Origin of the sequence: Segetibacter sp. (assembly GCF_025963695.1) — a bacterium.
Classification (GTDB): domain Bacteria; phylum Bacteroidota; class Bacteroidia; order Chitinophagales; family Chitinophagaceae; genus Segetibacter.
Map to the genome: position 1 here is coordinate 101,598 of NZ_JAOQAH010000085.1, position 24,530 is coordinate 126,127.

Below are 24,530 nucleotides of genomic sequence, written 5' to 3' on the forward strand. Positions count from 1 at the left end.
AAAACCCATGGGTGTTCGGAATGGTTGTTGACTTGGTTGAATAGGGAATTGCCGCCAACCGCTGGGTGATTTGATGTAAACAGCAAGTTGTTCTAATGTTAGTTGGGTTTGTGTTGGATGCTATCTGACTTGTTGATGAAATTATACATAGTTAAAAAAACACTTTCCCATTTTATATTGGTTCAACCATTGTTTGCCATAATTGTAAAAATTATAATACTCATTAAACAATGCTGACACTTAATATCTGGAATGTCCTCGCACTTATCTCCTTAGTTTTATTAGTACTGTTCTCAAAAAATAGAAATGCTGTTTGGGCCGGCCTTGCGGGAGGCTTCATAGTAGGATTAATTATCGCAATCATTTATTCATTTAAAGGAAATGGTTTTCCGTGGGTAGTATTAATGAAAGCTGCAATCATTGGAATACTTGCTGGTTCATTAGTAGCATTTGTTGCGGGATTGTCGAAGAAGTCAAAAGCTGCTAAGCAAGGCGAACTATAGCTTCATCCAGACATCCCGGATATTTTCCTGGCCGGGATGCTGCTGTTCCTACAGTTTTTATAGACGATGATGGTCAGGCTTACCTGTTTTTGGGTAATACCACACTTCATTATGTAAGGCGAAAGGACAATATGCTATAAATGGATCGCTCCCATTTATAGTTCGATTTATTGATTCAAAATATGTTCAATCCTGTCTAATTCTTCCTCGTTAAAAATGGTTCTGGAGTAAGCCTGGAGACAATCTTCGAGTTGCTCTAATTTGCTGACACCAATCAATACTGATGTGATTCGTTCGTCTTTAAGTAACCATGAAAGAGCCATCTGGGCAAGGGTTTGTCCTCTCTCCTGGGCGATGTAATTTAACCTTGCAATTTTATCTACCGTTTCAGGTGTTACCTGGTTTTCCTGCAAAAATCCGGTAGGTTTTGCCGCCCGTGAGTCTTCGGGTATTCCCTTCAGATATTTGTTTGTTAGCAATCCCTGCGCAAGTGGTGAGAATGGGATACAGCCGACTCCTTCACGCTCAAGTAAACTTAGCAAGCCGCCCTCAACCCACCGCTCAAACATAGAATATTTAGGCTGGTGAATAATACAAGGAGTTCCTAAATCCTTTAAAATTTGCATAGCCCTTTCCGCCTCCGGAAGCTGGTAATTAGATATTCCCACATAAAGTGCTTTTCCTTGCCTGACTATCAAATCTAAAGCACCCATTGTTTCCTCAAGGGGCGTGGTTGGGTCTGGCCGATGACTGTAAAAAATATCTACATAATCAAGCCTCATCCTTCTGAGACTTTGGTCCAGACTGGATATAAGATATTTTTTTGAACCCCACTCACCATACGGCCCTTCCCACATTTTATAGCCCGCTTTTGAAGAAATAATCATTTCATCCCTGTAACCTTCAAAATCTTTTTTAAGAATGTGTCCAAAGTTTTCTTCGGCCGAGCCCGGAGGCGGGCCGTAGTTATTTGCAAGGTCAAAATGTGTGATGCCGCTATCAAAGGCGTGCTGTAAAATTTTGCGGCAGTTTTTGTAATCATCAACGTCACCGAAGTTGTGCCAAAGCCCAAGCGAAATTGCCGGAAGCAATAATCCACTTCTTCCGCAACGTCTATATTCCATTGTTTTATATCTTTCTGCCGATGGTGTGTACGATGACATATATTATTGGTATTTATTCTTAAAAATAATGCATATCTCTTTTTTGCCTGCGGAGGGTTTATTTATGCGTTCTTAAAACTGAAAAAATCAGGCCTGAATCAACTTTGCAGATACGATTCGCCGAAAACATAACGCATGCAAAAAAGGCATACATGTTGTATAAGACCAACTATAACAAACTGGTATTTTATGAAAAACGCTTTTTTACTAGTCGCTTCTTTGATTTTTTCTACGGTGTCATTTCCATTTGAGAGCATTGGACAAAATACTACAACAAAAAATTCACTAACTAATTTTGAGGCACTCCACAAGGGAAGTGCAATACAACTTTCGTGGACCGCATTATACGAAACTGATTTAACCAGCCACGAAATTCAAAAGAGTGCAAACGGCTCATCTTTTACAAATATTGGAACTCTTGTGGCTCAAAATAATGCCGGTTCGTACCGCTATACTTTTTTAGACGCCAGTCCTGTTGAAGGCCTTAATTATTATCGTTTGCGTACCCTCGATAAGAGAGGCTATGAAACTTTTAGCAATATCATAGAGGTCGATAGGGGCTTTGGTCGAACAAATGTTATGGTGCTTCCTAATCCTGTCAGGGGCGGTGTGCTCAACCTGCAGTTAAGCAACATTAATAGTGGAAAGTATGCAATCAGTCTGTACAGCAACTCGGGTCAAAAAGTTTTTGCCCCCTCCCTTGACTTATCAAATGGTTCGTTAACTCAGACAATTAATCTTCCCCAAAATCTTGGTCGCGGAATCTATTTCTTACAGTTTTCCAACGGGGGTGATACAAGGATCAATAAGCAAGTGTTGCTGCAATAGAAGTTTTTTGATTTCTGAAACATGTAGGTGTGCCTTTTTCCCTTTTTTTACCCTGCGTAAAATGGATACAAACAACTTTATTATAAGTAAAGGCTTCACCGGTATATCAATCTCTGCAACTAATGTTGGCCTTATGCGGCAGTACGAGAAATAAAATCTACTAATCTTAATTTTATTGAGGCAGTTGGCGCTTTGTTTAGCCACTTTTTCGAGATTGAGATTTACAAAAGAAAGTTTCATTGCTGCGGCATTTCAATTCAGAATTAGATACTGATACTCCTCCCGGGGCCCTTGTGAATTTAGAAGGCTACTTTAAATGATTGTCTCTCACACAGCTGTTAATGTAGTCTGGTTTCCAGGGAGTGAAAAATTACACGGACTTGCATTTGAACTAGCTGTTCAGCTTGGAACAGATTTTATAGCACACTATCTTTATTTATCTAACTAAATCAACTTTTATGGTAGAAAATTTGAACAGCCTCGTAAAACAAAATGCCGATGCCCTTATCATACACAATACGGCCATTCCTAATGAACGAAATGAAGAAGCAGTGCAGGAAGCTAGCACTGCCATAGAGAATTCTTTGAAAACGTCTTTATCTGGTGGAAACGTAAAGGAAGTAGCTAATCTTTTTAATGGTACTGGCGAGAACGTTGCAGCGAGCCCTGTTACACAACAAGCTACCGGAACTTTCATGGACCGGTTGCAAAGCCGCTTCGGCCTGAACGTGCAACAGGCAGCGAACATAGCTAACAACTTAATACCAACGGTGTTAAAGAGACTGGTACAAAAAACAGCGGACCCTGCAGACAACAGCTTTAATATCCAAAAGATTTTTAGCGAGGTGAGTGGCGGAAAAACGGATGGCCTGAACGTTCAGGCGATGATGACAAAGTTTAAAGGAAGTATGGATAAAGATGGTGATGGCGATGTAGATCTTGATGATCTGAAAGCATTTTTTACTGGGAATGGTGGGGTAGTTGACAAAATAAAAGGACTTTTTAAATAGGCAGGATCTAAAAGGAGTGATCAGGAAGGAAGAAGTATGTTCCTACGGCTGAATACTCTAAAACATATTGTTTTCAACCTGGTGAATAGCAGACGTGTTCACCAGGAATTGTGGGGAAAAGGAAACAGCAAATGGGGGCCGGTTGTTGAAACCGATGATGTAAACAAAGCATTAAATGGAAAAGTATTGGAAAAGTTTTTGGCTACACCGGACTTTTATTTCGAAACCTTGGAATTGATAGCATATCAGGCAAGAGAATAACAGTAAGAGATAGCGTAAAACCTGGTATGTAGTAGTTGTAATTATCTTTTAAACGCTTTAATCACTTCCGGCAGAAAAATATTGGGATCCAATTCATTCCCTTTTTCGAGCGCTAGCCGAACGACCACTAATTTTTCCGAAGGTATAATCCATACATATTGACCTTCATAACCCTGGCAACGATAGCAGTCATCTGGTACAAGAGGATACTTTTTGGGTGCATGAGCGGTAGCTTTATTAAGCCAGCAGTGAGCGCCATAACTTCCTTCTTTTTTAGCAGTTTTGGCAGTGGTTGGATTGGTAGTGAAACTGACCCAACCTTCGGGCAAGATTCTTTCGCCGTTCCAAATACCATCATTTAAATACAGTAAGCCAAAACGTGCCCAGTCAGATGCGGTTGCAAAACAATAAGATGAGCCTACAAAAGTGCCGCTGGCATCTACTTCAAAAACGGTATTATTCATTCCGATTTTATGAAACAACTGGTCGTAGGGAAAGCGATGATAATCTGCTTCGTCAACGATACTTCGAATGATATTGGAGAGAATGTTTGTTGAACCACTTGAATAATAGAATTTGGAGCCCGGCTCATCTTTAAGTTTTTTGTGGATGGCAAACCGGCCCATATTTTTTTCCTGGTACAGCATGTTTGTTGCGTCGCTGGGGGCCATGTAGTATTCCCACCATTTTAGACCGCTGCTCATATTAAGGAGATGAGCTATAGTAATTTTGCTTCTTTCGTCGTTTTGCCATTCTGCTATAGGTGCAGGTGCATAAATATCAAGCTTATTTTGTTGTACCAGGATGCCGATGAGTGCACTGGTGATACTTTTGGCCATAGACCACCCGGCTAGTTTTGTGTTAGCTGAAAACCCTTCAGCATATTGTTCGGCAACAATTTCTCCGTCATACACTACCACAACAGCCCTTGTACCTCTTTTGTTCCCGACATCAAAGAATGCTTCAGCTAAAGCGGCCTTTAATTGTTCATGATCAATGAGCGGACTACCAGTACTTTTTACTTTATTTGCAAGTGGCCAATTAAATGTTCCTGTGGTTACTATCGGACCGGTTATTATTGTACTTGCCTGTTCTATTAACTCTCTTTCTTCTACTCCAATTATCAGAGTCGCACCCAATCCCTCTCTATAAACAGCTTTCATTTTTGCCAGTCCCAGCACTGTACCCGTTACGGATCTCTCCTGTTTGTTAATTATATAACTCCCAAGGTTTAGAGGAAATGACCCTAGTTCGTTCTTAATAATATCTTCAGCCAATCTTTCGCAAACAAAAACATTAGAGCACATTACTTTAGCTCCGTATCCGGCGATGATAGGAAATACTTTTGTAACCAGGAAAATTCCGATTGACAAAAACAATAATAGAAGTAGGAGATACAGCAGCATTCGGTTGTTGTCTAAATATGGAAGTTAGTGCCCTTTTTTCATTTCACTATCCCGGTCGCAGTTCTTTTTAAACTAGGTAAAGGCAAAGGCTAACTGAGATGTAAGTGAGGAATGCGCTAATCTTAGTTTTCGATTTACGGGGCCGTAAATATTGTACACGGGCGTTTCTTCGAATCGGGATGCTACAACGATTTCTACTCCCTTGGCATTTTCGTCAAAAAGCTTCTGTACCAGTACAGGGCAATTATTATTCTTTGAAAGGTGGGAAAGAATAAGGTGGGTCATAAAAGCAGGCCGGTGATGGTTAAACAGGTCCAAAGCCTGGGTATTGCTTAGGTGTCCATTTCCACCGCTTATTCGCTTTTTGAGGAAGTAGGGATAATTTCCTTCTTCAAGCATTCCCTCATCGAAGTTGGCTTCTAAAAAGGCTGCGTGGCAATTTTTGAAGTGCTTTATTAAATTTTTACAAGGAGCGCCTATGTCGGTAAAAACACCCACGTTTACTTTGTTGTATTCAACAACAAAACTATAAGGGTCACATGCATCGTGCAGTTTTGCGAAGGCAGTAATAGCGAGTTCACCTATAAGGATAGGTTCATCGGGCACAAAGGATTTTACCAGATGTTCCGGCATGTTAAAATGACACTGCAAAAGTGTAGGCGCGGTTATGTAAACAGGGACCTCGTATTTCTTTGCAAGCGTACAAATTCCCTTGATGTGGTCGCTATGTTCATGCGATACAAAAACTGCTTTTATTTTCTGGATGTTCAATCCAAGCCGCTTCAATCGTTTTTCAACCTCGCGGCAAGAGATTCCTACATCAACCAAAATTGCTTCATTTTGGTTGCCTACGTAGTAGCAATTGCCATTGCTGCCAGAGTTGAGAGAAGTGATAAATAAGGACATAACGAAGCAAAGAAAGCAGGTTTTTGGGGAATTGGTTAAAAAGTATTTGTCCTTTTTATATAGCTGTGTAAAAACTAATTTGTAATGCTAAAGGCAGCAACGTTATCAACAATGTAAAAGGTTACAGTTTTATGTGGCATTGTTTTAAGACTTAGTAGAAATTTAAGACTTTAATGGTTTTGTCCAGGTTATTTCTAAGTATTATACGACTTGAGTTTGAACTGAAATTTCTAAGTGGCAAAACACGTTCAATAAAACCTGCGCTTTTTGCTGCTTCATTTTTTTAATCAACCTTTGAAAATGAAACGGGAGCTGCTGAAGATATACAGTACAAGGGTGCGACGCAACAATGACGGGAGTAGTTAGAATGACCGGAACCAGAAAATATACATCAACAGATACATCATATGCCTAACAGAGACGAAAAAATATTGGTGGTAGGAGCGTGCGGACAAATAGGAGTAGAATTGACTTTACAACTTAGAAAGATATACGGTGAAGGTGTAGTGATTGCGAGTGACTTGAGGGAGGAGCATCCTTTATTGAAGGGGACAGGGCCGTACGTTTCGCTGGATATTATGAATAAGGAAACTTTTCATGTGCTTGTTCTTAGATATAACATTACGCAGGTTTATTTACTGGCTGCAATTTTAAGTGCGACGGGAGAGAAAAATCCAACACTTGCATGGCACATTAATATGCAAAGTCTTTTGAACGTTTTAGAGGTTGCGAAAGAAGAAAATCTGGCAAAAATTTATTGGCCAAGTAGTATTGCTGTTTTTGGCCCTAATTCGCCAAAAGACAATACACCTCAACACACGACTATTGAACCTACGACTGTTTACGGCATTAGTAAGTTTGCGGGGGAGCGATGGTGCGAATACTATTTCAACAGGTATAAGATTGATGTAAGGAGTTTGAGATATCCTGGTTTGATCAGTTATAAGTCGCAGCCGGGAGGTGGTACAACAGACTACGCGATTGAGATTTTTCATGACGCTTTAAGCAGCCGGCATTATACCTCTTTTTTAAATGAGGACACGTACCTGCCTATGATGTATATGCCTGATGCCATACGGGCCACAATTGAATTAATGGAAGCTGATGCGTCTAAAATAAAAGTACGGTCTTCATATAATATCGGTTCTATGAGTTTTTCTCCCGGCGATATTGCTTCAGAAATTAAAAAGCATTTTCCTGACTTTACCATAAAATACCAGCCTGACAGCAGGCAGAATATAGCTGATAGCTGGCCTAAAAGTATTGATGATAGCGAGGCTAAAAATGATTGGGGGTGGAAGCCTGAATTTGGTATAGAACGCATGACAGAAGATATGCTGAAAAACTTACAGCAATAAAAAAACAAAGAGCACCAGCACTTATGCTCTTTGTTTTTATTAATCTCGTTGCAGCCTAAAATCTGATTCCAAGGTTAATACCTAAACCTCTTACACCAACCATAGTTCCTGACGTAATAATGGTAGCGCCACTACTATTTACAGTAGATTTAATTGAAGTAAATGCAACGTCTATACTTTCAAGTTCCTCGCGAAGAGATCGCTGTTCTGACTCACTGAGCGGGGTTTGAGCTATAAAATTTCCATTAGCACTTCCGATGCTTCCCCCAATGATCCACCAATCTAAGAACAAACGCTTGTGTAAATTAAAGCTGCTACCTAACATTAGCCCCCCCGTTGCCGAATTGAGTGATCCGGTAAATACAAGATCTCTTTTAGTATTGGTTGAAGTAGTATATGTAATGGGTCCCTGAAGATTGTAACGGCCAAATCTTCCGTAGGGGGCAAGATAAAAGCCATGGAACGCGCCTTTTTTTCCCAGGTAATATCTAACCTCGGGTGTGAAAATAGAAGTGCCTAGTTTAAAGTCTCCTATCTTAATATCAGGATCATCAATTTGGCTTTCAATAAAAGATTTAAAAGCAATGTTCGAGGTCGGAATTTTACTGTATCCTAAAGCAACTGTAAGTCTTTTTCCTATTTGCCTTTCATATTGTAGGCCGAAGCCTTTGCCAACAAAAGCAGACAAATTTACTTTCGCCATATTTTTGCCTTCTATGATTTGTGACTTAGCAGGAAGATAACTTAGAAAAACCAATACCGGCAGTAACGTCCTTATATTCATTTTACTATTTTTAATAAACTAGCAACTTTAACGCCAAGTGCATTTATAATATTATACTGTTACCAGCAATATCCGTCACTGTTTTATTTTCTAAAATAGCCAAAGAAGCATCTCGAACCTGCAACATAACCCTGTTAAGTCCACAGTAATTTTCGTCGCAATTTTTGCATTTTGTATAGAAGTGAAGGCTTACACACGGCAGTAGCGATATGGGGCCGTCCATCAGTCGCATTACTGTTGCCAGTTTAATTTCACCTGGGTTTTTTGCAAACAAATAGCCGCCGCCTTTTCCTTTTTTACTATCAAGTATTCCCGCTTTTTTTAATTGCAATAAGATATTCTCAAGAAATTTTAAGGGGATGGTTTTTTGCTCTGATATTTCTGCAATCAAAATAGGCCTTTGCTTATCCTGCTGTGCCATATACATTAATGCTTTAAAAGCATACTGCGTCTTCATTGAAAGCATAGAACCATTTTTATTAAAATTAAAATTAGTGTTATTAATTATTCCGTTTTCAGTAATCCTTATTTCGATACGCTAACATTGGCATCTACTTTTGCATTGAGATGACAAGTAATTACAACAATATTGCTTCTTTCTATGACTTTCTTTCAAAAATGGTCTTTGGTAATGCCATAATAAACGCTCAAAGATTTTTGGTAGAAGCAATACCGGCCAAAAGTACTGTTTTGATTGTTGGAGGAGGCACCGGGTGGATTTTAGAAGAAATTGCTAAAGTGCATTCCGAAGGACTGGAGATAGCGTATGTAGAGCCGTCAGAAAAAATGGTTTCAATGTCAGAAAAAAGAAACGCAGGTTTCAATGAAGTCATTTTTATTAATAAGACCATAGAGGAAGTAGAATTTCCTAATCATTTTGATATAGTAATAACTCCCTTTCTTTTTGATAACTTTTCTTCAATTACTTCGAACCAGGTTTTCCAAAAGATAGATGGTTGTTTAGTACCCGACGGTATGTGGTTATTTGTCGACCTTCAACCAATTAAGAAAGGTGTATTGTGGCAGCACATGCTGTTAAAACTTATGTATCTCTTTTTTAAATTAGTTTGTCAAATTGAAGCCAATAGCCTACATGATACTACGGTATTATTCCATCAGTATAAGTACAAGCTGATTTCGTCCAGAACCTTTTTTAAAAATTTTATCTGTTCTTCTGTTTATAAAAAGTGCCACGGCTGTACAGAATAAGTTGTCGACTTTATGCACTCAAAATTTTCCTCATTCATTGCAACATGTCAGGAAGTAGCGTTGTACACCGTGCAGACAATTTCGAAGAGATTCAAGGGTTTTGGTTTTGGCTTGTACATAGGCAGGCAAATAACTGATGCACATAATGGTGAGTTGCGGTATAAAGCAGGGAAAATAAAACCTCTACTTTTATTTCTCCATTCCTAAAGCTTCATACTTATATGCTAAAGCTTCTTATTTGGCTTATAAAGTTTTGAAGAAGGTCGTACTGCGAAAATGCGTAGCCAAATACGAGAAGCAGACCTATTCCAGCCAAAGCGCCGAACAAATGCGCCGAGTGATTAATGCCACTTGCTCCACGACGATCAAGATAAGCGGTTATACCGAGATATATAAAACCGAAAATAAAACCAGGAATACCAATCGGTATAAATAGTATTCCCATCTTAGCTAAAGGGTTTAAAAAGATACCGGCGAATATGATTGCTGACACCGCTCCACTTGCCCCTAAACTTCTGTAATAATAATCATCCTTATGTTTGCTGTAAGTCGGTAACAGGCAAAGGAACTGTGAAATTACATACAAGGCAATAAAGAGAACAGAACCTAACGAGCCAAAAAGATACTTAAATGTACCTTCAACCATTTCTCCAAAGCTGTAAAATGAAAACATGTTGAAGAGCAAATGAGTTATATCAGCATGGATTAAAGCACACGAAAAAAACCTGTACCACTGTTTTTGATTGGTGACTGCAGGAGGATAAAATATAAGTTGATCTGTGACTTTTTGATTTGAGAAAGCCGAAAAAGAAACGATCGAGGTTATAATAATTATTATTAAAGTAATACTCATAGGAGGGCAAGTTAAAGAATTATTCGTGATGGTATTTTTCGTTTCTAATGATTGTACAAGCCCTATATATTTGCTCAGCTAACATTAACCTTACCAGTTGATGGGGAAATACCAAAGGAGAAAATGACCATATAAAATTGGCCCTTGTTTTAATTTGCTCATCCACACCAAAAGCACCTCCTATTAAAAAGACGACATTTTTAATACTATTGTTTGCCCTCGCTTCAATCATTGCCGCAACCTGCGGTGAGTTGATATGTTTACCTTTTTCATCCAGCAAAACAAGGTAATCGTCCTTTTGCAAACCGTTTAAAACACTTTGTGCCTCATTCTTTTTTATGTCATTTTCTACTGAGTGAATTGTTTGTTTTGCAGCAGCAAGTATTCTCCATTCAACGGGATAATACTTCGATATTCTCTTTGTGAAGTCTTCTATGCCCTCCTTCACGTAACTCTCATGTCCCTTGCCGACAGACCATAGCTGAATTTTCATAAGCCGAAGTTAATTTGCCTGAGGCTGCTTTTTTCGCCAAATAAAAAAATAAATTGCATAAATAAATATGCTAATGTCAAGGTTGTTAATTATACTGGTCTTTTTACTTACTTCAGTCGCAAATGCTCAAACCCTAAATCGACGTTTTTTAGAAATTGCAAAGTATAGTGGGTTGGGAATAAATGGAGCGGATTATTTTCAGAACAATAAAATGAGCTTTTACGATGTGAAGTATGTAAAGATTGATATTGCCGTTCAGCCTAAAAGCAAATTTATAACAGCAAAGTGCGATTATAGTGTTTTAGTAACCCTGCCCTTAGACACTTTTGCAATCGAATTTAAACAAACAATGCAGCTTGATTCTGTTTGTATAAATAATGTAAAAACAGTCTTTACGCGAGCCAATGACCATATTTACATTCCCCTACCTGTAGCGGCTGCTGGAACTTTTCTCAATCTTTCTTTTTATTATAAGGGAAATGTTGCTGCAGGGTTTTTTGCCGGCACAGATGCAAATGGTCTTGACTATACAGCAAGTCTTTCCGAGGCTTTCCAGGCGCGGGAATGGTTTCCTGCAAAACAGTTATTGAACGACAAAATCGACTCGACTGATATTTGGATAACCACGGGAGCTGCTTTCAAAGCCGGCTCCAATGGTCTTTTGAAGGCGGTGATTGACCTGCCGAACAATATGAAGCAATACCGTTGGGCTTGCCGATATCCTTTGAATTATTACATGCCCAGCGTTGCTGTTGGAAACTACCTGGAATATAACAGTTATGCAAAGCCTGCTGCTATAGCCCCAGACTCTATATTGGTGCAAAATTTTGTTTATAATAGCCTGCCCTATTTTAGCCAGGTAAAACCACAGTTAGATAAAACGCCCCGCTTCATCGAAAAATTTAGCGAGCTATTTGGTATTTATCCCTTTTATAAAGAAAAATACGGGCACGCCCAGGCAGATATTGGTGGCGGAATGGAGCATGCAACCATGACCACTATAAAGAATTTTGAAGAGCGGCTTGTTGCCCATGAGTTAGCACACCAATGGTTCGGCGACAATGTTACATGTGCCAGCTGGAATGATATATGGGTTAACGAAAGTTTTGCGACTTATAGCGAATACCTGGCGGCACAATATCTTCCCGCTCTTTTTCCTGCAACTGCATCCCAGATAATGGACGATCTTCACAGCAACGCAATATCTGCTCCTACAGGCAGTGTGTATGTTCCTCCTTCTGAGCGCTACAACGAATCGAGAATATTTAGTTACCGGCTTACCTATGCAAAAGGTGCGGCTGCTTTGCACAACCTGCGTTTTGAAATGCAAGATGATTCCTTGTTTTTCAAAACCCTTAAAATCTACCAGCAACAGTACGCCAGTTCTTTTGCAACAACCGCAAATTTCAAGGCAGTTGCAGAGCAGGTAAGTGGTAAAAATTTAACCGCGTTTTTCAATCAAAGAATTTACGGAGAAGGCTATCCTATTTACAACGTTACTTATTTAAAGCACGGAACTGATACTGTTGTTTTACAAATAAATCAAACTACATCTGCCCCTGCAGTAACTCCTTTTTTTTCCGGTTTAATGGAGTACAAAATTTTATCTCCCCAGGGCGACACTACAGTTAAATTCAATCATACTGCTAATGAACAAACGTTTACGTTTTACCTTCCTAAAACAGTAACAGGCGTTGTGGTTGACCCAAAAAATTGGGTTTTAAACGGGGTAGGAACTATTAAGGAAGGCGTGTCAACTGCGCCGCCTGTTGTTGATCGTCTAACTGTTTTTCCGAATCCAGCTAAAGATAACATCTCCATCCGTATGCCTTTAAATACTTATAATATTATGAGGCTTATTGATGTAAACGGAAGGTTGATTGCTACTTATACAATACCTGCCGGAACAACTTTGTTCAAACAAAATCTCCATCTTCCTACGGGCATTTACTTCCTTTATTTTTTTGGAAACAAAGCTTCAGATGTTCGAAAAATATTGGTAAGTGGGAGATAAATAGAAGTAGGAATTTTTGTTGGTCGGCTTCAAAGCTTGCTTCATCAGCCGTTGCGTCGCACACTGCAACTTTTGTAATTCTATTGATATTTCTGTCTCTGCAAAAAAGAAATGCAAGACTCAAAAGTAAAAGCTTTGCGTCTTACATTTCTTTGTTTTCTGCCCCAAAAATCCGCAATAAATTGGTTGCAAGGAAAGCAAGCATTAAACAATAATACAAGTATAACTGCCAGGAAAAGAAAACCTAAAATCGCTCTCTTTTTTAAAAATCCCAAATACAGTACTTCCCGAACCTGTCATTGACGCATACATAGCCCCTTTTTCGTAGAGTTGTTCCTTTATAATTTTAATTGCGGGATGTAGTTCAAAAACCGTTTCTTCAAAGTCATTCTTCAACTCAGCTTTCCAACTTTCTATTGGTTGTTTTATAATTTCCTGAATTCCTTTTGCTGGTTTTGCTAATATTAGTTTAGAAAAGGCTTCTTTAGTGGAGACATGAATTCCGGGGTTGATCAGCACTATCTTGTACCGCGACATGTCTAACTCTATTGGGGAAAGGTTTTCTCCACGTCCCGTTGCAAAGCAAGGTTTATTGATAATAAAAAAAGGACAGTCACTACCTAGCTGCAGGGCATAAGAAATAAGTTTTTCTTCTGCCAGATGTAGGCGAAATTTCTTATTAAGCATAATAAGCATAAAAGCTCCGTCTGCGCTTCCTCCACCCAACCCTGCACCCATAGGGATTGCCTTATGCAAATGAATACTAACGGGCGGCAAGTCAGGGAAATCCTTCTTTAAAAGAAGATAAGCTTTTACACAAAGGTTATTATCAACTGTATCATTAACCGGTAAGCCGGTAAGCTGAAAACTAAATTGGGGGGAGGGAATAATCTCTAACGCGTCTTTTACTGCAACCGGGTAAAAGATAGTTGCAAGGTTGTGGTAACCATCAGCTCTTTTGCCAATAACGTGTAAGCCTAAGTTGATTTTGCAATTTGGAAAAAAAACCATCAGAACCGGGATTTTATGAGACTAGAAGAATTAATAGAAATAGAACTGGATTTATGAGATTGAAAATATTAAAAGGAAATGAGTTACAGTAGAAGCAGCAGTATTTTAAAATATAAGCAAGGCTTGAATGTTAGTTATGTTTTTTAGAATGCACACTAAAAGATTCATTTATATTTTTTTGATAAACGGAGCGTCGCAACGATGGTGCTATGAAAACAAATGCTGAAAACATCCTTAAGGTATTAGCTTCAAGCCTTCATATTATGTCTAAATGTTTCCCGCCCCTGCGCCTGCAGCTTGTAGCCGGATTCTTGCAGCGTTCTTCCTACTTCTTCCTCTTATTCAATTCATCCCTGATTGAAATGGCCCTTATATAATCTTCCTGTTCAAGTACTTCATTTAGCAGGGTATTTAATTCTTCTATGCTTAAGCCGCTTAAATCATCACGACTTCCTGGTTCAGCAGAAGTAGAGACGGAAGATTTCTTTTTTGTGGTACCCGAGTCCTCCATCAAAATTCCTGCACTTTCCAAAATATGGTCGTAGGTATAAACAGGGCATCCGAAGCGAACTGCCAGAGCTAGTGCATCACTCGTACGACTGTCAATTTCTATAGTATCGTGCTCGTTGATGCAAACGAGTTTTGAGTAAAAAATCCCTTCCTGAAGATCGCTGATAACTATTTCCTGAAGATCTACACTGAAAGCATTCATGAAATTTTTAAGCAAGTCGTGAGTTAATGGCCGGCTTGGTTGCATTCTTTCAAGGGCAACAGCAATTGCCTGCGCCTCAAATCCTCCAATAACAATGGGTAACCGGCGAAGCCCATTTACTTCGCCTAACACTACCGCATACGAATGGGTTTGAGTTATGCTATGCGACAATGCTACTATTTCCAGTTCTATTTTCTTCATACCTGCAATTCTTCTGAATGTAAATGATGCGCAAATGTAAAGATTTAGCATTTGATATTTTTGTATCTCTCTATTTGATATTGAATTTTTATAGAATAAGGTTTTTTTGTGCAAGGAATTAAAGCTCAGTTAACAGTTAATAACCTCTGCTGATAGTTTATTACATTTGCGCTCTTTAAATTGTAATCGTTTTATGATCAATGTTTCTTTTCCTGATGGTGCAATAAGGCAATATGAAAATGGTAGTTCGGCGATGGATATTGCTAAATCTATCAGTGAAGGTCTTGCCCGCAAGGTGTTGGCGGCAAAAGTGGATGGACAGGTGTGGGACTTGTCAAGGCCCATTATGAGTGATGTGTCTTTACAACTGCTAACGTGGAATGAAATAGAAGGAAAATCTACATTTTGGCATTCTTCAGCACATTTAATGGCTGAGGCATTGGAAAACGTTTACCCCGGTGTAAAACTTGGAATTGGTCCAGCTATAGAAAAAGGTTTTTATTACGATATTGACTTAGGTGACAGGCAAATAACAGAAGACGACCTCAGAAAGCTTGAAGTGAAGATGGTTGAGCTGGCTAAAACGAACTCTGTTTATCAAAGGAAAGAAGTGAGTAAGGACGACGCAGTAAAATACTTTACAGACAAAGGTGACGAGTATAAATTAGAGTTAATCGAAGGTCTAAATGATGGGGAGATCACTTTTTATAGCCAGGGAAATTTTACCGACCTCTGTCGCGGACCACATATTCCAAATACAGGATTCATAAAAGCCATTAAGCTTACCAACATAGCCGGTGCCTATTGGAGAGGAGACGAGAAACGCAAAATGCTTACGCGTATTTATGGTGTAACATTTCCTAACCAGAAAGAGCTGGATGAATATGTGACTTTGCTTGAAGAGGCAAAGAAACGAGACCACAGGAAATTGGGAAAAGAGCTGGAATTATTTACTTTTTCAGAAAGAGTTGGATTGGGGCTGCCATTATGGTTGCCTAAAGGCGCTATGCTAAGGGAAAGACTTCAGCAATTTTTGCAGAAGGCTCAAATTGAGACGGGTTATCTTCCGGTAATAACTCCTCATATCGGTCATAAAAATTTGTACGTTACAAGTGGTCACTATGAGAAATACGGTAAAGACAGCTTTCAACCTATAGGAACACCACAGGAAGGAGAGGAATTTTTTCTTAAACCTATGAATTGCCCGCACCACTGCGAAATTTATAAAGCAGTACCGAGAAGTTATAAAGATCTTCCACTTCGCCTCGCTGAGTTTGGTACAGTTTATCGTTATGAACAGCATGGTGAATTGCACGGTTTGACGCGTGTTCGTGGTTTTACTCAGGATGATGCTCACCTTTTTTGTAAGCCCGACCAGGTAAATGATGAATTTAAGAAAGTTATTGACCTGGTTTTATACGTTTTTAAATCGTTAAGTTTTACCGATTATACAGCGCAAATTTCATTAAGAGACAAAGAAGACAGGTCTAAATACATAGGAACAGATGAAAACTGGGAAATAGCTGAAAAGGCAATTATTGAGGCTTCCGCAGAAAAAGGGTTGTCAACTGTGATAGAATATGGAGAAGCAGCGTTTTATGGCCCAAAACTTGATTTCATGGTGAAGGACGCTATAGGACGAAAATGGCAGTTAGGTACGATTCAGGTAGATTACAATTTACCAGAGCGGTTTGATCTTACATATATCGGTGAAGACAATGCTAAGCATAGGCCAGTAATGATTCATAGAGCGCCATTTGGGTCAATGGAAAGATTTATTGCAGTATTAATTGAACATTGTGCAGGAAAATTCCCTTTGTGGCTCGCACCAACCCAGGCGGTAGTGCTACCTATAAGCGATAAATTTAGTGAGTATGCCGAGGAAGTTAGGATGCAGCTTAAAAGGGCAGATATAAGAGTGGAGGTAGATGAACGGAACGAAAAAATTGGTAGAAAGATCAGGGAAGCAGAAATGAACAAAATTCCCTATATGCTTGTGGTAGGAGAAAAAGAGGTTGCAGAGGGTAAAGTATCACTTAGAAAGCAGGCAAAAGGAGATTTGGGAACAAAATTAGTCAGTGAAACAATAGATTTTCTGAAAGAGGAAATCGATAGTAAAAGAGCTTTCGAATAATTTTACTATTTTTAGTCATATGAGATAGGTTGAAAATTGATTAATTATTATTTGAAATAATTATTAAAAATAAAAACAAACAGTAACCAAAAAACGATTAATGGCAGTAAACCCGGGTTTTTTTAGGGGACGTAACCCAAATTTTCGAAAAGAGCAACAACAGGAACATCGTACTAACAGGATGATCCGGATACCTGAAGTTAGATTGGTAGGGGAAGGAATTGAGCCAGGTGTTTATCCTACAGAGAAGGCTTTAGCAATGGCTGAAGCACAAGGTCTTGATTTAGTTGAAATTTCTCCAAACGCAGTTCCTCCTGTGTGCAGAATTATTGACTATAAAAAGTTCTTGTACGAGAAGAAGCGCAAGGAGAAGGAGATGAAGGCGAACTCAAAGCAGAGCGAGGTTAAAGAAATTCGCTTCACGCCCAGTACCGATGAGCACGATTTTGACTTTAAGTGTAAACATGCTGAGAAGTTTTTGAAGGAAGGTGACAAGGTAAAAGCTTACGTACAATTTAAAGGACGTGCCATCATGTTCAAAGACCGTGGCGAGCTACTTCTTTTAAAATTCGCCGAGCGTTTAGCGGAAACAGGTGTTTTAGAAGGGATGCCTAAAATGGAAGGTAAAAGAATGTTAGTTATTTTTGCACCGAAGGGCCAGAAGAAAAACAAGTAATTTTTTTAATATAGTAGTAAACAGTAGAGCAGTCTCTACTGTTTTTTTATGTGCACACTTCTCTCATTCGATTAGGAGCTAAACAACTTTAAATATTTTTTATTTATGTCATTAAGTTACAGCAAGAGAGTTCAAATAATCGAATGTCCCCGCGATGCAATGCAAGGTTGGAAGACACTTATCCCAACCCAAACAAAAATTACTTACCTAAACAGTTTACTTAAAGTTGGTTTTCACACCCTTGACTGCGGCAGCTTTGTTTCAGCTAAGGCTATCCCTCAAATGGCGGATACAAAGGAGGTAATTGCACAACTATCATTAGAAGGCAGTAAAACAAAATTGCTGGTAATTGTAGCCAACGTAAGGGGAGCCGAAGAAGCGGTTCGGTTTGAACAAATCACTTATTTGGGTTTCCCGTTTTCCATTTCTCCAACATTTCAAATAAGAAATACGAATAGCTCCATTAAAGAAAGCCTCCTGCGGGTAGATGAGATACAGAACTTGTGTCTGAAAAATAATAAGGAATTAGTACTATACCTAAGCATGGCATTTGGAAACCCATATGACGACGGGTATAATGAAGAGACGCTGTTGCATTGGGCGGATGAGATGGTTAAAAAAAATATTAAAATTATTTCGCTTGCTGATACTGTGGGCATAGCAACTCCTGATCAAATTAATTTTGCACTCGCCACTTTAATTGCTGCTTATCCGCAGGCAGAGTTTGGAGTACACCTTCATTCAACTGCTGCAGATTGGCAAGAGAAACTCGCAGCCGCCCTTGACGCAGGGTGCAAAAGATTTGATGGGGCTTTAAAAGGAATTGGCGGTTGTCCGATGGCAACAAACGAACTGGTAGGAAATATGAATACAGAACGAATGATTGGTTATTTTAAAGAGATGGATATGATTAGATTTTTAAATGAAGAGGCGTTAGAAGACTCTTTGAGGTTGGCAGAGCAGGTATTTGTATAGTCTTTGTTGTTTTTTATAATGAAGCGATTGATGTAGAGCCTGCCGAAGTAATAGGAACCACTGCTACGATTTATTTAAAGGTTGATGATAATATGAACTTCATTTTCAAATTTTCAATTCATTCATTTTCAAATTTGCACTATGAAACTCATGTTAGATGTTCAAATTAAATCTCCTGCTAAGAAGATAACTTATGCTGATAGGTTTTTTTTAATTGGCTCTTGTTTTACCGAGCACATTGGGCGACGGTTAGAGGAACTGAAGTTTTCAACGATACAAAATCCTAACGGAATTTTATTTGACCCTGTCAGCGTAAGCAAAAGCCTCAATTCCTACGTGGATCTGAAAAAATACAAACAAGCCGATCTTTTTTATTTAAATGAGCTATGGCAAAGTTGGAATCATCATTCTCTTTTTTCCGGAATGGATGCTAATAACGTATTGCTTAATATCAACCTGTCTCAACGAAAAGCGCACGAGGAATTAAAATCTGCGACATGGCTTGTTATAACGCTAGGTTCATCATTTTCTTACCAACTTACTGAGGATAATCAACCTGTTGCCAATTGTCATCGGGCTCCTGGACAGTGGTTTAATAAGCACATGCTTACAACCGAAGAGACAGTGGCTGCACTGGATGAAAGTATACAAAAGCTGCTCGTTTTCAATCAAACCTTGCAAATCATATTTACAATCAGTCCCGTTCGCCATATACGAGATGGGGTTGTAGAGAATAACCGTAGTAAAGCAAGGTTAATTGAAGCGGTTCATCAATTGGTTGACAAGTATTCCCATGTACACTATTTCCCTTCTTACGAACTGGTTATTGACGTTTTGCGCGATTATCGTTTTTATGATGTTGACCTGGTTCATCCTAATTATGCCGCTACCGAGTTTGTGTTTGAAAAATTTGAAGACAGTTTTATTGACCCCGATACAAGGAGTTATATGGAAGAGATTAAGAAAATCGCCAGCGGCTATAAGCACAAGCCGTTTCAGCCCCAGACGCAGTCACATCAATCTTTCTTGAAGAGCAGTTTTGAAAAAGTCAGGCAGTTGCAGGAAAAGCTACCGGAGCTCGATTTCTCTAAGGAGTTAACGTATTTTTCGAAGAGAAATTTGTAGAAGGATACACAATGGTTCTTCTAATATTGATGTTTGTGTTTTTCAACAATTGTTTTTCATCGCCTCATTCTTGCGTCGCACACTTTTACTTTATAGCTATTTGCGACGTTTTTACTAAGGCAGATAATCTTTAACTATTGTTTATGTTCATCTTATGAATTTGCGAATGGCTTGCCTCCTGCATGCCAAATAAAGTTTTTAGAAAGGCGTTGCTTGAAAAATAAAAAGTACAAGTGAGTGACACAACGATGTTGAAAAGCATTACGAAAGTTCGTAACAAAAAAAAATCTCCTGACCCACTTCTATGGCTTGGGGCCAGGAGACTGCTATCGATTCATTCGTCTTTTACATTATGATCATTTCCTGTTCTCTAAAAAATCTATCTAATGCATTGTCAAGATTGGGCAGCTCGAAACCTTTTTCGGTAGTAAGCACACTATAAGTTGGCCGTGATGCGAGAAAGTTCATTTCAGGTAATGTGACTGCTCTGAAATGCTTTGGGTTATACCCGCTTCTGTTTGCTACTTCATAAGCCAACATTGCCCAGCTTATACTTCCTTTATTTGAAATATTCCAAATTCCGTTTGCCTCGTCTATCAACAAATCAAGCGTAGTGTGTACAAGGTCCGGAACATAAGTGGGAGAGACCGTTACATCTTTTGGTGCGGCAAACGCTTGTTCATTTGAAAATGATTTAAGCGCATCGTGTACAAAGTTGCACCTGTCCCACGGCCCGAAAAAGGCGCCAGTTCGTATAATTAGGGCGTTTGGATCATTTTTTAAAACATTTTCCTCTGCCATGGCCTTGCTTTGACCGTAAATGTTTAATGGAGAAACGAAGTCGCTTTCCAGGTAAGGATTGTTCTTTTTGCCATCAAAAACAAGATCTGAAGAATAAGTCACAAACTGAATTCCGTATTTGCGGCAAACTGTTGAAAGAAACTTAGGTGCTACACTATTCACCATAAAACAATCCTCAACCGCTTTTTCTGCTTCGTCTATTTTTGAATACCCTGCGGTATTAACTATGGCCCATGGGTTATGATGCTTCACCATTCGCTCAATGTCTGCTACATCAGAAATATCAACCTCTTGCCTGCCTAATAAAATATGATGTATTCCGCGCAACTCACAAAGGCGGCTAAAAGCACTTCCTAGTGTGCCGGTCTTTCCTATAATGATTAAAGGGTTTCCCTGGGGCTTCCTTTTAGGCGGGGAAGTAATATCGATTTCGTCCAGGTGATAGGTAACCGCGCACGATCTTTTCCACCAGCCATCTTCTTTAAATACCGGGTGGGTAAACTCAGTTCCCTCTGCGAGCGATTTTACCAGCTTTGTAAGTGCCGTTGGTCTTGGTTCTGCAAGGGCTCTTACATCAAATAATCCTGGTTCATAAATCCCGACAGGTTTTGTTAAAAGGCTACACCAATCAAAAGACCCTAAGAGGGCCCATGCCGTAACTGCTCTAATATCTGCACCTTCATCCTTTAGTTTATTAACTGCCGTCCAAATGTAGTTAAACCATCTTAGTTGTTCCTCACGCGTACAATGCAGGTGAACTTCGGTAATGGCAATAGGTAAATGAAAACGTTCCCACACTTCCTTAAACAAAACTTCAGGCCCTTCGTTTTTTCCAACTCGCACCGCTTCAACATCGGCATATACATCAATACCATTACCTCCAATAGTATGAGCAGGAAATTTTTCTATTTTCTCGTCAATATATCGCTCTGAAGTAACATAGTGATTAACACCCATTATATCAGGAGGGCAGGGGTTTTCTGCGAAAAATTGAAAGTCTTCTTCAGTAAGTCCTTCCCCGGTAAGATAGCCCCATAAAGAGTGATTCTTATTAATCTTTCCCGCAAGTATATCGAACGACAACCAACGCCGTTTGTTCTCGAAGTCGGCCTGGTGCCGAAGTTTATGAGAGCTTTGTGTTTTACCTATGTCTTCAGTTTGAACAAGCTTTGCATTGGGATTCACCTTTCTGATAGCTTGCATTGCAAGAACAGTTCCTTTACACTCAGCAAGCAATATTTTCAGGAAATCTAAAGTGTTGGCTTTATGTGGATACCAGTGTCCATATAAACCGCAGAACCGCGCTGTAGTTAACGGTTCATTTACCGGTGTATAATAGGTAATCCAGGGAAACTGTGCGGCAACCTTCCCCGCGTACTCTCCCAAACCTTCCGCGAAACTTCCATCAAAAAAGTCGGCATATATAGGACCACTTCCGTGATGAACCAAGCCGGCAATAGGTTCAATGCCGGCTTGGTTTAATTCGTTCAATCTTGCTTCAGAGTAGCTCCAATCTATTATGGTATCTTTTTGCGCCGCGTGTTTCTCCCAAAGTATAGGATAACGGAGTGCTTTAATTCCTAAATCGGCGAATCGTTTTATATCCTCAGATCCTCTCGTATAATGGCCAGACAGCACTAGCTGGTCCATGTAAGTGTCGTCAACTCTATTGAGAGAACATTCAAGCCCGCCCCATATTTCAATTCTGTTTTTGGTATACTCTGTCTTCATCTGTGTGCAGTTTGGTGGACAATTCGGACTGCATGATCTTTTTAAAGGTAGAAAGTGCCTGTGCAACAACCTGGTCCATATTATAATAACGGTACGTAGCTAGCCGGCCCACAAAGTAAGTGTTGGTTAGTTGATTAGCCAATGCTGCGTACTTTTTATATAGTAATTCATTTTCGGGTCTTGGAACCGGGTAATAAGGATCTCCTGTTGCTTCAGGGTATTCGTACACTAAGGTTGTCTTATCGTGCTTTTGTCCGGTTAAATGTTTGAATTCCGTAATCCTTGTAAAACCGTAATCGTTTGGATAATTTATAGTGCCTGTCTCCTGAAACTGCGAAGTTTCAAGTGTTTCAAATTTAAAGCGTAACGACCTGTAAGGAAGTTTACCATATTTATAGTTGAAGAATTCGTCTACTGGTCCGGTATAAATCAGTTTCCTGAATTTCACTTCGTTCATCACTTCTTCATAATCAGTATTTAGCATGATCTTAATGTTTGGGTGCGAAAGCATTTTTTCAAACATTTTAGTATAACCATGCGCAGGCATCGCCTGGAATGCATCAGTGAAGTAACGGTCATCTTTGTTTGTTCTTGTAGGTACCCTTGCTGTTACTGAAGCATCTAGCTCAGAAGGGTCAAGATCCCACTGTTTACGGGTGTATCCCCTAAAGAACTTCTCATATAATTCTCTGCCAACTTTGCTTACCACCACGTCTTCAGAAGTCTTTACCGGGTAAGTCTTTTCCGCTCTCGAGGCCAAAAACTCTTCCACCTCAAGGCCATTAAGATTTAATCCGTAATACTTATTAATTGTATTAAGATTGATAGGTACGGGCAACAATTGTCCATCTACGTTAGCCAGCACTTTATGCTGGTAATTGCGCCAACCTGTAAACTTGCTTAAGTGGTTAAAGACATCAGCAGAGTTTGTATGAAAAATATGTGGGCCGTATTTGTGAATTAAAATGCCATCCTCGTTATAATAGTCATATGCGTTGCCGCCAATGTGGTTCCTTTTATCTATGATTAAGATTTTCTTATTACCTACAGAAGCCAGTCTTTCCGCAAGAACACTACCAGCGAAACCAGCACCGACAATCAGGTAATCATAAGTATACTTTTCTGATGCTCGCGCAACCGTCTTGTTCTTTTTCTGATTAGCGAGAGTAGCATTTATTCGCTTCAACATTTCCATGAAAGTCGAACTCCAGCTCTTATCCGCCAGAAATTCGTCAACCTCTGGTAGCCAGTTACTCCTGTTCATCCCCATGTATTCCTCTGCTGCTGCTACAAACTCTTCTGCAGTAGATCCTATTTTTACAATGCCCTTATTACCATAAGGATTAACAACATCAGTAATTGGAGTGGAGACAACAGGTACACCTGCTGCCAGGTACTCAGGCGTTTTTGTTGGGCTGATGAACCTGGTAGATTCATTTATAGCAAAAGGAATTAAGGCAACATCCCACCCTGAGACGTAATGTGGTAATTCATCATAGCTTTTTCCACCCAGCAAATGCACATTTGACTGTGTTGGAAGAGTGTCGCGATTTATTTTAACTACCGGGCCCAACAAAACAAAATTCCACTCAGGCTTTAAATCTGCCATTTGCTTAACAAGCTCTATATCAAATCTTTCATCTATAACGCCATAAAATCCAAGCTTGGGTCCATTGATATTTATTTGGTCTATGGGTTCTTCCCTCACAGTTCTGGCCTGTTCAAAATGTTTCTTATCTATACTACTTGGAAACGCATAAATGTTTTTATGCTTGTCTTTTTTGTGATCATACAAACACTGGCCTCCGGTGAAAACAATGTCGGCTTTTTTAAACAAGTCATTTTCGAAATCAGTAAGTCTTGCAGGGGCGTTTTTAAAGTGAGACAACTCATCCATGCAGTCATATATAGTAAGAGCAGGCTTGATGTGAGCCGAAAATGCAAGCGCCATTGGGGTATAGTACCAAAAAATTAAATCATCTAAATTTTTGTTCTTTAAAAACCTATCCAATAAACTTTTTTGTAATCTTTCCGTTTCCTCCTGAGATATTCCGTTAGGAAGGTGAGGTCTTACTATCCAAAGGTTATCAGCTTTAGGGGTAAAAGACAAAGTAGGTTCACCTGGAGCATCATGATACGGCTCTTCAACAAAATAGACGGTAAACATGGTAGCAAAACGAGAAAGAAGGTGCTGGGGACGCTGATAAACGAAATCCCATCGTAGGTGAGAAAAACAAATAAGGGTAGAAGGATTGTTTGAATGTCCGTCTAAATTGTAACCATTATTGGTTTTAAAAAAGCTGTTTGTTACCTCCATAGTTCAATGTAAATTTTAAGGTCAGAGATTGCAATACGCATTTATATAGTATTAAATAC

Annotated in this window: 22 protein-coding genes; 11 read left to right on the forward strand and 11 right to left on the reverse strand. The window is 39.3% G+C overall.

Annotated features, from left to right (window positions below):
- Positions 1 to 230: 230 nt before the first annotated feature.
- The gene (locus JWR87_RS14925) at positions 231 to 503 is read left to right on the forward strand and encodes a hypothetical protein (protein ID WP_297821496.1); all 273 of its coding nucleotides are present in this window, start codon (positions 231 to 233) and stop codon (positions 501 to 503) included.
- A gap of 167 nt (positions 504 to 670) precedes the next feature.
- Here JWR87_RS14925 and mgrA read toward each other — a convergent pair whose 3' ends face one another.
- Positions 671 to 1,666, reverse strand: coding sequence for an L-glyceraldehyde 3-phosphate reductase (gene mgrA / locus JWR87_RS14930; RefSeq protein WP_297821498.1), 996 nt, complete (start codon positions 1,664 to 1,666; stop codon positions 671 to 673).
- 189 nt (positions 1,667 to 1,855) lie between these two features.
- Here mgrA and JWR87_RS14935 point away from each other — a divergent pair, with 189 nt between their 5' ends.
- From JWR87_RS14935 to JWR87_RS14945, 3 genes are all read left to right on the forward strand, one after another.
- Entirely contained in the window at positions 1,856 to 2,494 is a 639-nt protein-coding gene (locus JWR87_RS14935) for a T9SS type A sorting domain-containing protein (protein WP_297821500.1), read from the forward strand.
- Between the two features lie 458 nt (positions 2,495 to 2,952).
- Positions 2,953 to 3,504, forward strand: a complete 552-nt coding sequence (locus tag JWR87_RS14940; RefSeq protein WP_297821502.1) for a hypothetical protein — start codon at positions 2,953 to 2,955, stop codon at positions 3,502 to 3,504.
- A 36-nt stretch (positions 3,505 to 3,540) separates the two neighbouring features.
- Positions 3,541 to 3,765 (forward strand): hypothetical protein, encoded by a 225-nt coding sequence (locus JWR87_RS14945; RefSeq protein WP_297821504.1) that lies wholly within the window; start codon positions 3,541 to 3,543, stop codon positions 3,763 to 3,765.
- Between the two features lie 41 nt (positions 3,766 to 3,806).
- Here the strand turns inward: JWR87_RS14945 and JWR87_RS14950 are convergent, their stop codons facing one another.
- A complete protein-coding gene (locus JWR87_RS14950) occupies positions 3,807 to 5,171 on the reverse strand; it encodes a serine hydrolase (protein WP_297821506.1) in 1,365 nt (454 codons plus the stop codon).
- A gap of 72 nt (positions 5,172 to 5,243) precedes the next feature.
- Positions 5,244 to 6,077, reverse strand: coding sequence for an MBL fold metallo-hydrolase (locus JWR87_RS14955; RefSeq protein WP_297821508.1), 834 nt, complete (start codon positions 6,075 to 6,077; stop codon positions 5,244 to 5,246).
- Positions 6,078 to 6,484: 407 nt separating this feature from the next.
- Here JWR87_RS14955 and JWR87_RS14960 point away from each other — a divergent pair, with 407 nt between their 5' ends.
- Positions 6,485 to 7,435 (forward strand): NAD-dependent epimerase/dehydratase family protein, encoded by a 951-nt coding sequence (locus JWR87_RS14960; protein WP_297821510.1) that lies wholly within the window; start codon positions 6,485 to 6,487, stop codon positions 7,433 to 7,435.
- A 55-nt stretch (positions 7,436 to 7,490) separates the two neighbouring features.
- On the opposite strand, the gene JWR87_RS14965 is transcribed toward JWR87_RS14960, so the two are convergent.
- Together JWR87_RS14965 and JWR87_RS14970 are read right to left on the reverse strand one after the other, a co-directional pair.
- Complete coding sequence (locus JWR87_RS14965; protein WP_297821512.1) at positions 7,491 to 8,219, reverse strand: DUF3575 domain-containing protein; 729 nt, start codon at positions 8,217 to 8,219, stop codon at positions 7,491 to 7,493.
- A gap of 43 nt (positions 8,220 to 8,262) precedes the next feature.
- Positions 8,263 to 8,685 (reverse strand): Rrf2 family transcriptional regulator, encoded by a 423-nt coding sequence (locus JWR87_RS14970; protein ID WP_297821514.1) that lies wholly within the window; start codon positions 8,683 to 8,685, stop codon positions 8,263 to 8,265.
- 101 nt (positions 8,686 to 8,786) lie between these two features.
- On the opposite strand from JWR87_RS14970, the gene JWR87_RS14975 reads away from it, so the two are divergent.
- Positions 8,787 to 9,428, forward strand: coding sequence for a methyltransferase domain-containing protein (locus tag JWR87_RS14975; protein ID WP_297821537.1), 642 nt, complete (start codon positions 8,787 to 8,789; stop codon positions 9,426 to 9,428).
- Between the two features lie 217 nt (positions 9,429 to 9,645).
- On the opposite strand, the gene JWR87_RS14980 is transcribed toward JWR87_RS14975, so the two are convergent.
- On the reverse strand, positions 9,646 to 10,281 hold the full coding sequence (locus JWR87_RS14980; protein ID WP_297821539.1) for a rhomboid family intramembrane serine protease: 636 nt from the start codon (positions 10,279 to 10,281) through the stop codon (positions 9,646 to 9,648).
- A gap of 19 nt (positions 10,282 to 10,300) precedes the next feature.
- Positions 10,301 to 10,774, reverse strand: a complete 474-nt coding sequence (locus JWR87_RS14985) for a 23S rRNA (pseudouridine(1915)-N(3))-methyltransferase RlmH (RefSeq protein ID WP_297821540.1) — start codon at positions 10,772 to 10,774, stop codon at positions 10,301 to 10,303.
- A 73-nt stretch (positions 10,775 to 10,847) separates the two neighbouring features.
- Between JWR87_RS14985 and JWR87_RS14990 the strand changes: the two genes are divergently transcribed.
- A complete protein-coding gene (locus JWR87_RS14990; protein ID WP_297821541.1) occupies positions 10,848 to 12,788 on the forward strand; it encodes a M1 family aminopeptidase in 1,941 nt (646 codons plus the stop codon).
- Between the two features lie 204 nt (positions 12,789 to 12,992).
- Here the strand turns inward: JWR87_RS14990 and JWR87_RS14995 are convergent, their stop codons facing one another.
- Both JWR87_RS14995 and JWR87_RS15000 read right to left on the reverse strand, forming a co-directional pair.
- Entirely contained in the window at positions 12,993 to 13,799 is an 807-nt protein-coding gene (locus JWR87_RS14995) for a 4-(cytidine 5'-diphospho)-2-C-methyl-D-erythritol kinase (RefSeq protein ID WP_297821543.1), read from the reverse strand.
- Between the two features lie 325 nt (positions 13,800 to 14,124).
- Entirely contained in the window at positions 14,125 to 14,763 is a 639-nt protein-coding gene (locus JWR87_RS15000) for a bifunctional nuclease family protein (protein WP_297821544.1), read from the reverse strand.
- 142 nt (positions 14,764 to 14,905) lie between these two features.
- On the opposite strand from JWR87_RS15000, the gene thrS reads away from it, so the two are divergent.
- The 4 genes from thrS (at position 14,906) to JWR87_RS15020 (ending at position 19,622) form a co-directional block, all read left to right on the forward strand.
- Positions 14,906 to 16,846, forward strand: coding sequence for a threonine--tRNA ligase (gene thrS / locus JWR87_RS15005; protein WP_297821545.1), 1,941 nt, complete (start codon positions 14,906 to 14,908; stop codon positions 16,844 to 16,846).
- Positions 16,847 to 16,946: 100 nt separating this feature from the next.
- Positions 16,947 to 17,522 (forward strand): translation initiation factor IF-3, encoded by a 576-nt coding sequence (gene infC / locus JWR87_RS15010; protein ID WP_147201870.1) that lies wholly within the window; start codon positions 16,947 to 16,949, stop codon positions 17,520 to 17,522.
- Positions 17,523 to 17,627: 105 nt separating this feature from the next.
- A complete protein-coding gene (locus tag JWR87_RS15015) occupies positions 17,628 to 18,497 on the forward strand; it encodes a hydroxymethylglutaryl-CoA lyase (protein WP_297821549.1) in 870 nt (289 codons plus the stop codon).
- Between the two features lie 141 nt (positions 18,498 to 18,638).
- Complete coding sequence (locus tag JWR87_RS15020) at positions 18,639 to 19,622, forward strand: GSCFA domain-containing protein (RefSeq protein WP_297821551.1); 984 nt, start codon at positions 18,639 to 18,641, stop codon at positions 19,620 to 19,622.
- 345 nt (positions 19,623 to 19,967) lie between these two features.
- On the opposite strand, the gene JWR87_RS15025 is transcribed toward JWR87_RS15020, so the two are convergent.
- Entirely contained in the window at positions 19,968 to 22,154 is a 2,187-nt protein-coding gene (locus JWR87_RS15025) for a family 1 glycosylhydrolase (protein ID WP_297821553.1), read from the reverse strand.
- The gene (glf, locus tag JWR87_RS15030) at positions 22,123 to 24,471 is read right to left on the reverse strand and encodes a UDP-galactopyranose mutase (RefSeq protein WP_297821555.1); all 2,349 of its coding nucleotides are present in this window, start codon (positions 24,469 to 24,471) and stop codon (positions 22,123 to 22,125) included. Before glf ends, JWR87_RS15025 begins: the two co-directional genes overlap by 32 nt.
- Between the last annotated feature and the right edge of the window lie 59 nt (positions 24,472 to 24,530).

What these genes read in the sequence shown, in the direction of transcription:
- JWR87_RS14960 (WP_297821510.1), top strand. Translation starts at nt 6,485, where the DNA reads ATGCCTAACAGAGACGAAAAAATATTGGTGGTAGGAGCGTGCGGACAA.
- JWR87_RS14935 (WP_297821500.1), top strand. Translation starts at nt 1,856, where the DNA reads ATGAAAAACGCTTTTTTACTAGTCGCTTCTTTGATTTTTTCTACGGTG.
- JWR87_RS14925 (WP_297821496.1), top strand. Translation starts at nt 231, where the DNA reads ATGCTGACACTTAATATCTGGAATGTCCTCGCACTTATCTCCTTAGTT.
- JWR87_RS15025 (WP_297821553.1), bottom strand. Translation starts at nt 22,154, where the DNA reads ATGAAGACAGAGTATACCAAAAACAGAATTGAAATATGGGGCGGGCTT.
- glf (WP_297821555.1), bottom strand. Translation starts at nt 24,471, where the DNA reads ATGGAGGTAACAAACAGCTTTTTTAAAACCAATAATGGTTACAATTTA.
- JWR87_RS14985 (WP_297821540.1), bottom strand. Translation starts at nt 10,774, where the DNA reads ATGAAAATTCAGCTATGGTCTGTCGGCAAGGGACATGAGAGTTACGTG.
- JWR87_RS14965 (WP_297821512.1), bottom strand. Translation starts at nt 8,219, where the DNA reads ATGAATATAAGGACGTTACTGCCGGTATTGGTTTTTCTAAGTTATCTT.
- JWR87_RS14970 (WP_297821514.1), bottom strand. Translation starts at nt 8,685, where the DNA reads ATGCTTTCAATGAAGACGCAGTATGCTTTTAAAGCATTAATGTATATG.
- JWR87_RS14995 (WP_297821543.1), bottom strand. Translation starts at nt 13,799, where the DNA reads ATGGTTTTTTTTCCAAATTGCAAAATCAACTTAGGCTTACACGTTATT.
- JWR87_RS15015 (WP_297821549.1), top strand. Translation starts at nt 17,628, where the DNA reads ATGTCATTAAGTTACAGCAAGAGAGTTCAAATAATCGAATGTCCCCGC.
- mgrA (WP_297821498.1), bottom strand. Translation starts at nt 1,666, where the DNA reads ATGTCATCGTACACACCATCGGCAGAAAGATATAAAACAATGGAATAT.
- JWR87_RS14955 (WP_297821508.1), bottom strand. Translation starts at nt 6,077, where the DNA reads ATGTCCTTATTTATCACTTCTCTCAACTCTGGCAGCAATGGCAATTGC.
- JWR87_RS15000 (WP_297821544.1), bottom strand. Translation starts at nt 14,763, where the DNA reads ATGCTAAATCTTTACATTTGCGCATCATTTACATTCAGAAGAATTGCA.
- infC (WP_147201870.1), top strand. Translation starts at nt 16,947, where the DNA reads ATGGCAGTAAACCCGGGTTTTTTTAGGGGACGTAACCCAAATTTTCGA.
- JWR87_RS15020 (WP_297821551.1), top strand. Translation starts at nt 18,639, where the DNA reads ATGAAACTCATGTTAGATGTTCAAATTAAATCTCCTGCTAAGAAGATA.
- JWR87_RS14990 (WP_297821541.1), top strand. Translation starts at nt 10,848, where the DNA reads ATGTCAAGGTTGTTAATTATACTGGTCTTTTTACTTACTTCAGTCGCA.
- JWR87_RS14980 (WP_297821539.1), bottom strand. Translation starts at nt 10,281, where the DNA reads ATGAGTATTACTTTAATAATAATTATTATAACCTCGATCGTTTCTTTT.
- JWR87_RS14975 (WP_297821537.1), top strand. Translation starts at nt 8,787, where the DNA reads ATGACAAGTAATTACAACAATATTGCTTCTTTCTATGACTTTCTTTCA.
- JWR87_RS14945 (WP_297821504.1), top strand. Translation starts at nt 3,541, where the DNA reads ATGTTCCTACGGCTGAATACTCTAAAACATATTGTTTTCAACCTGGTG.
- thrS (WP_297821545.1), top strand. Translation starts at nt 14,906, where the DNA reads ATGATCAATGTTTCTTTTCCTGATGGTGCAATAAGGCAATATGAAAAT.
- JWR87_RS14940 (WP_297821502.1), top strand. Translation starts at nt 2,953, where the DNA reads ATGGTAGAAAATTTGAACAGCCTCGTAAAACAAAATGCCGATGCCCTT.
- JWR87_RS14950 (WP_297821506.1), bottom strand. Translation starts at nt 5,171, where the DNA reads ATGCTGCTGTATCTCCTACTTCTATTATTGTTTTTGTCAATCGGAATT.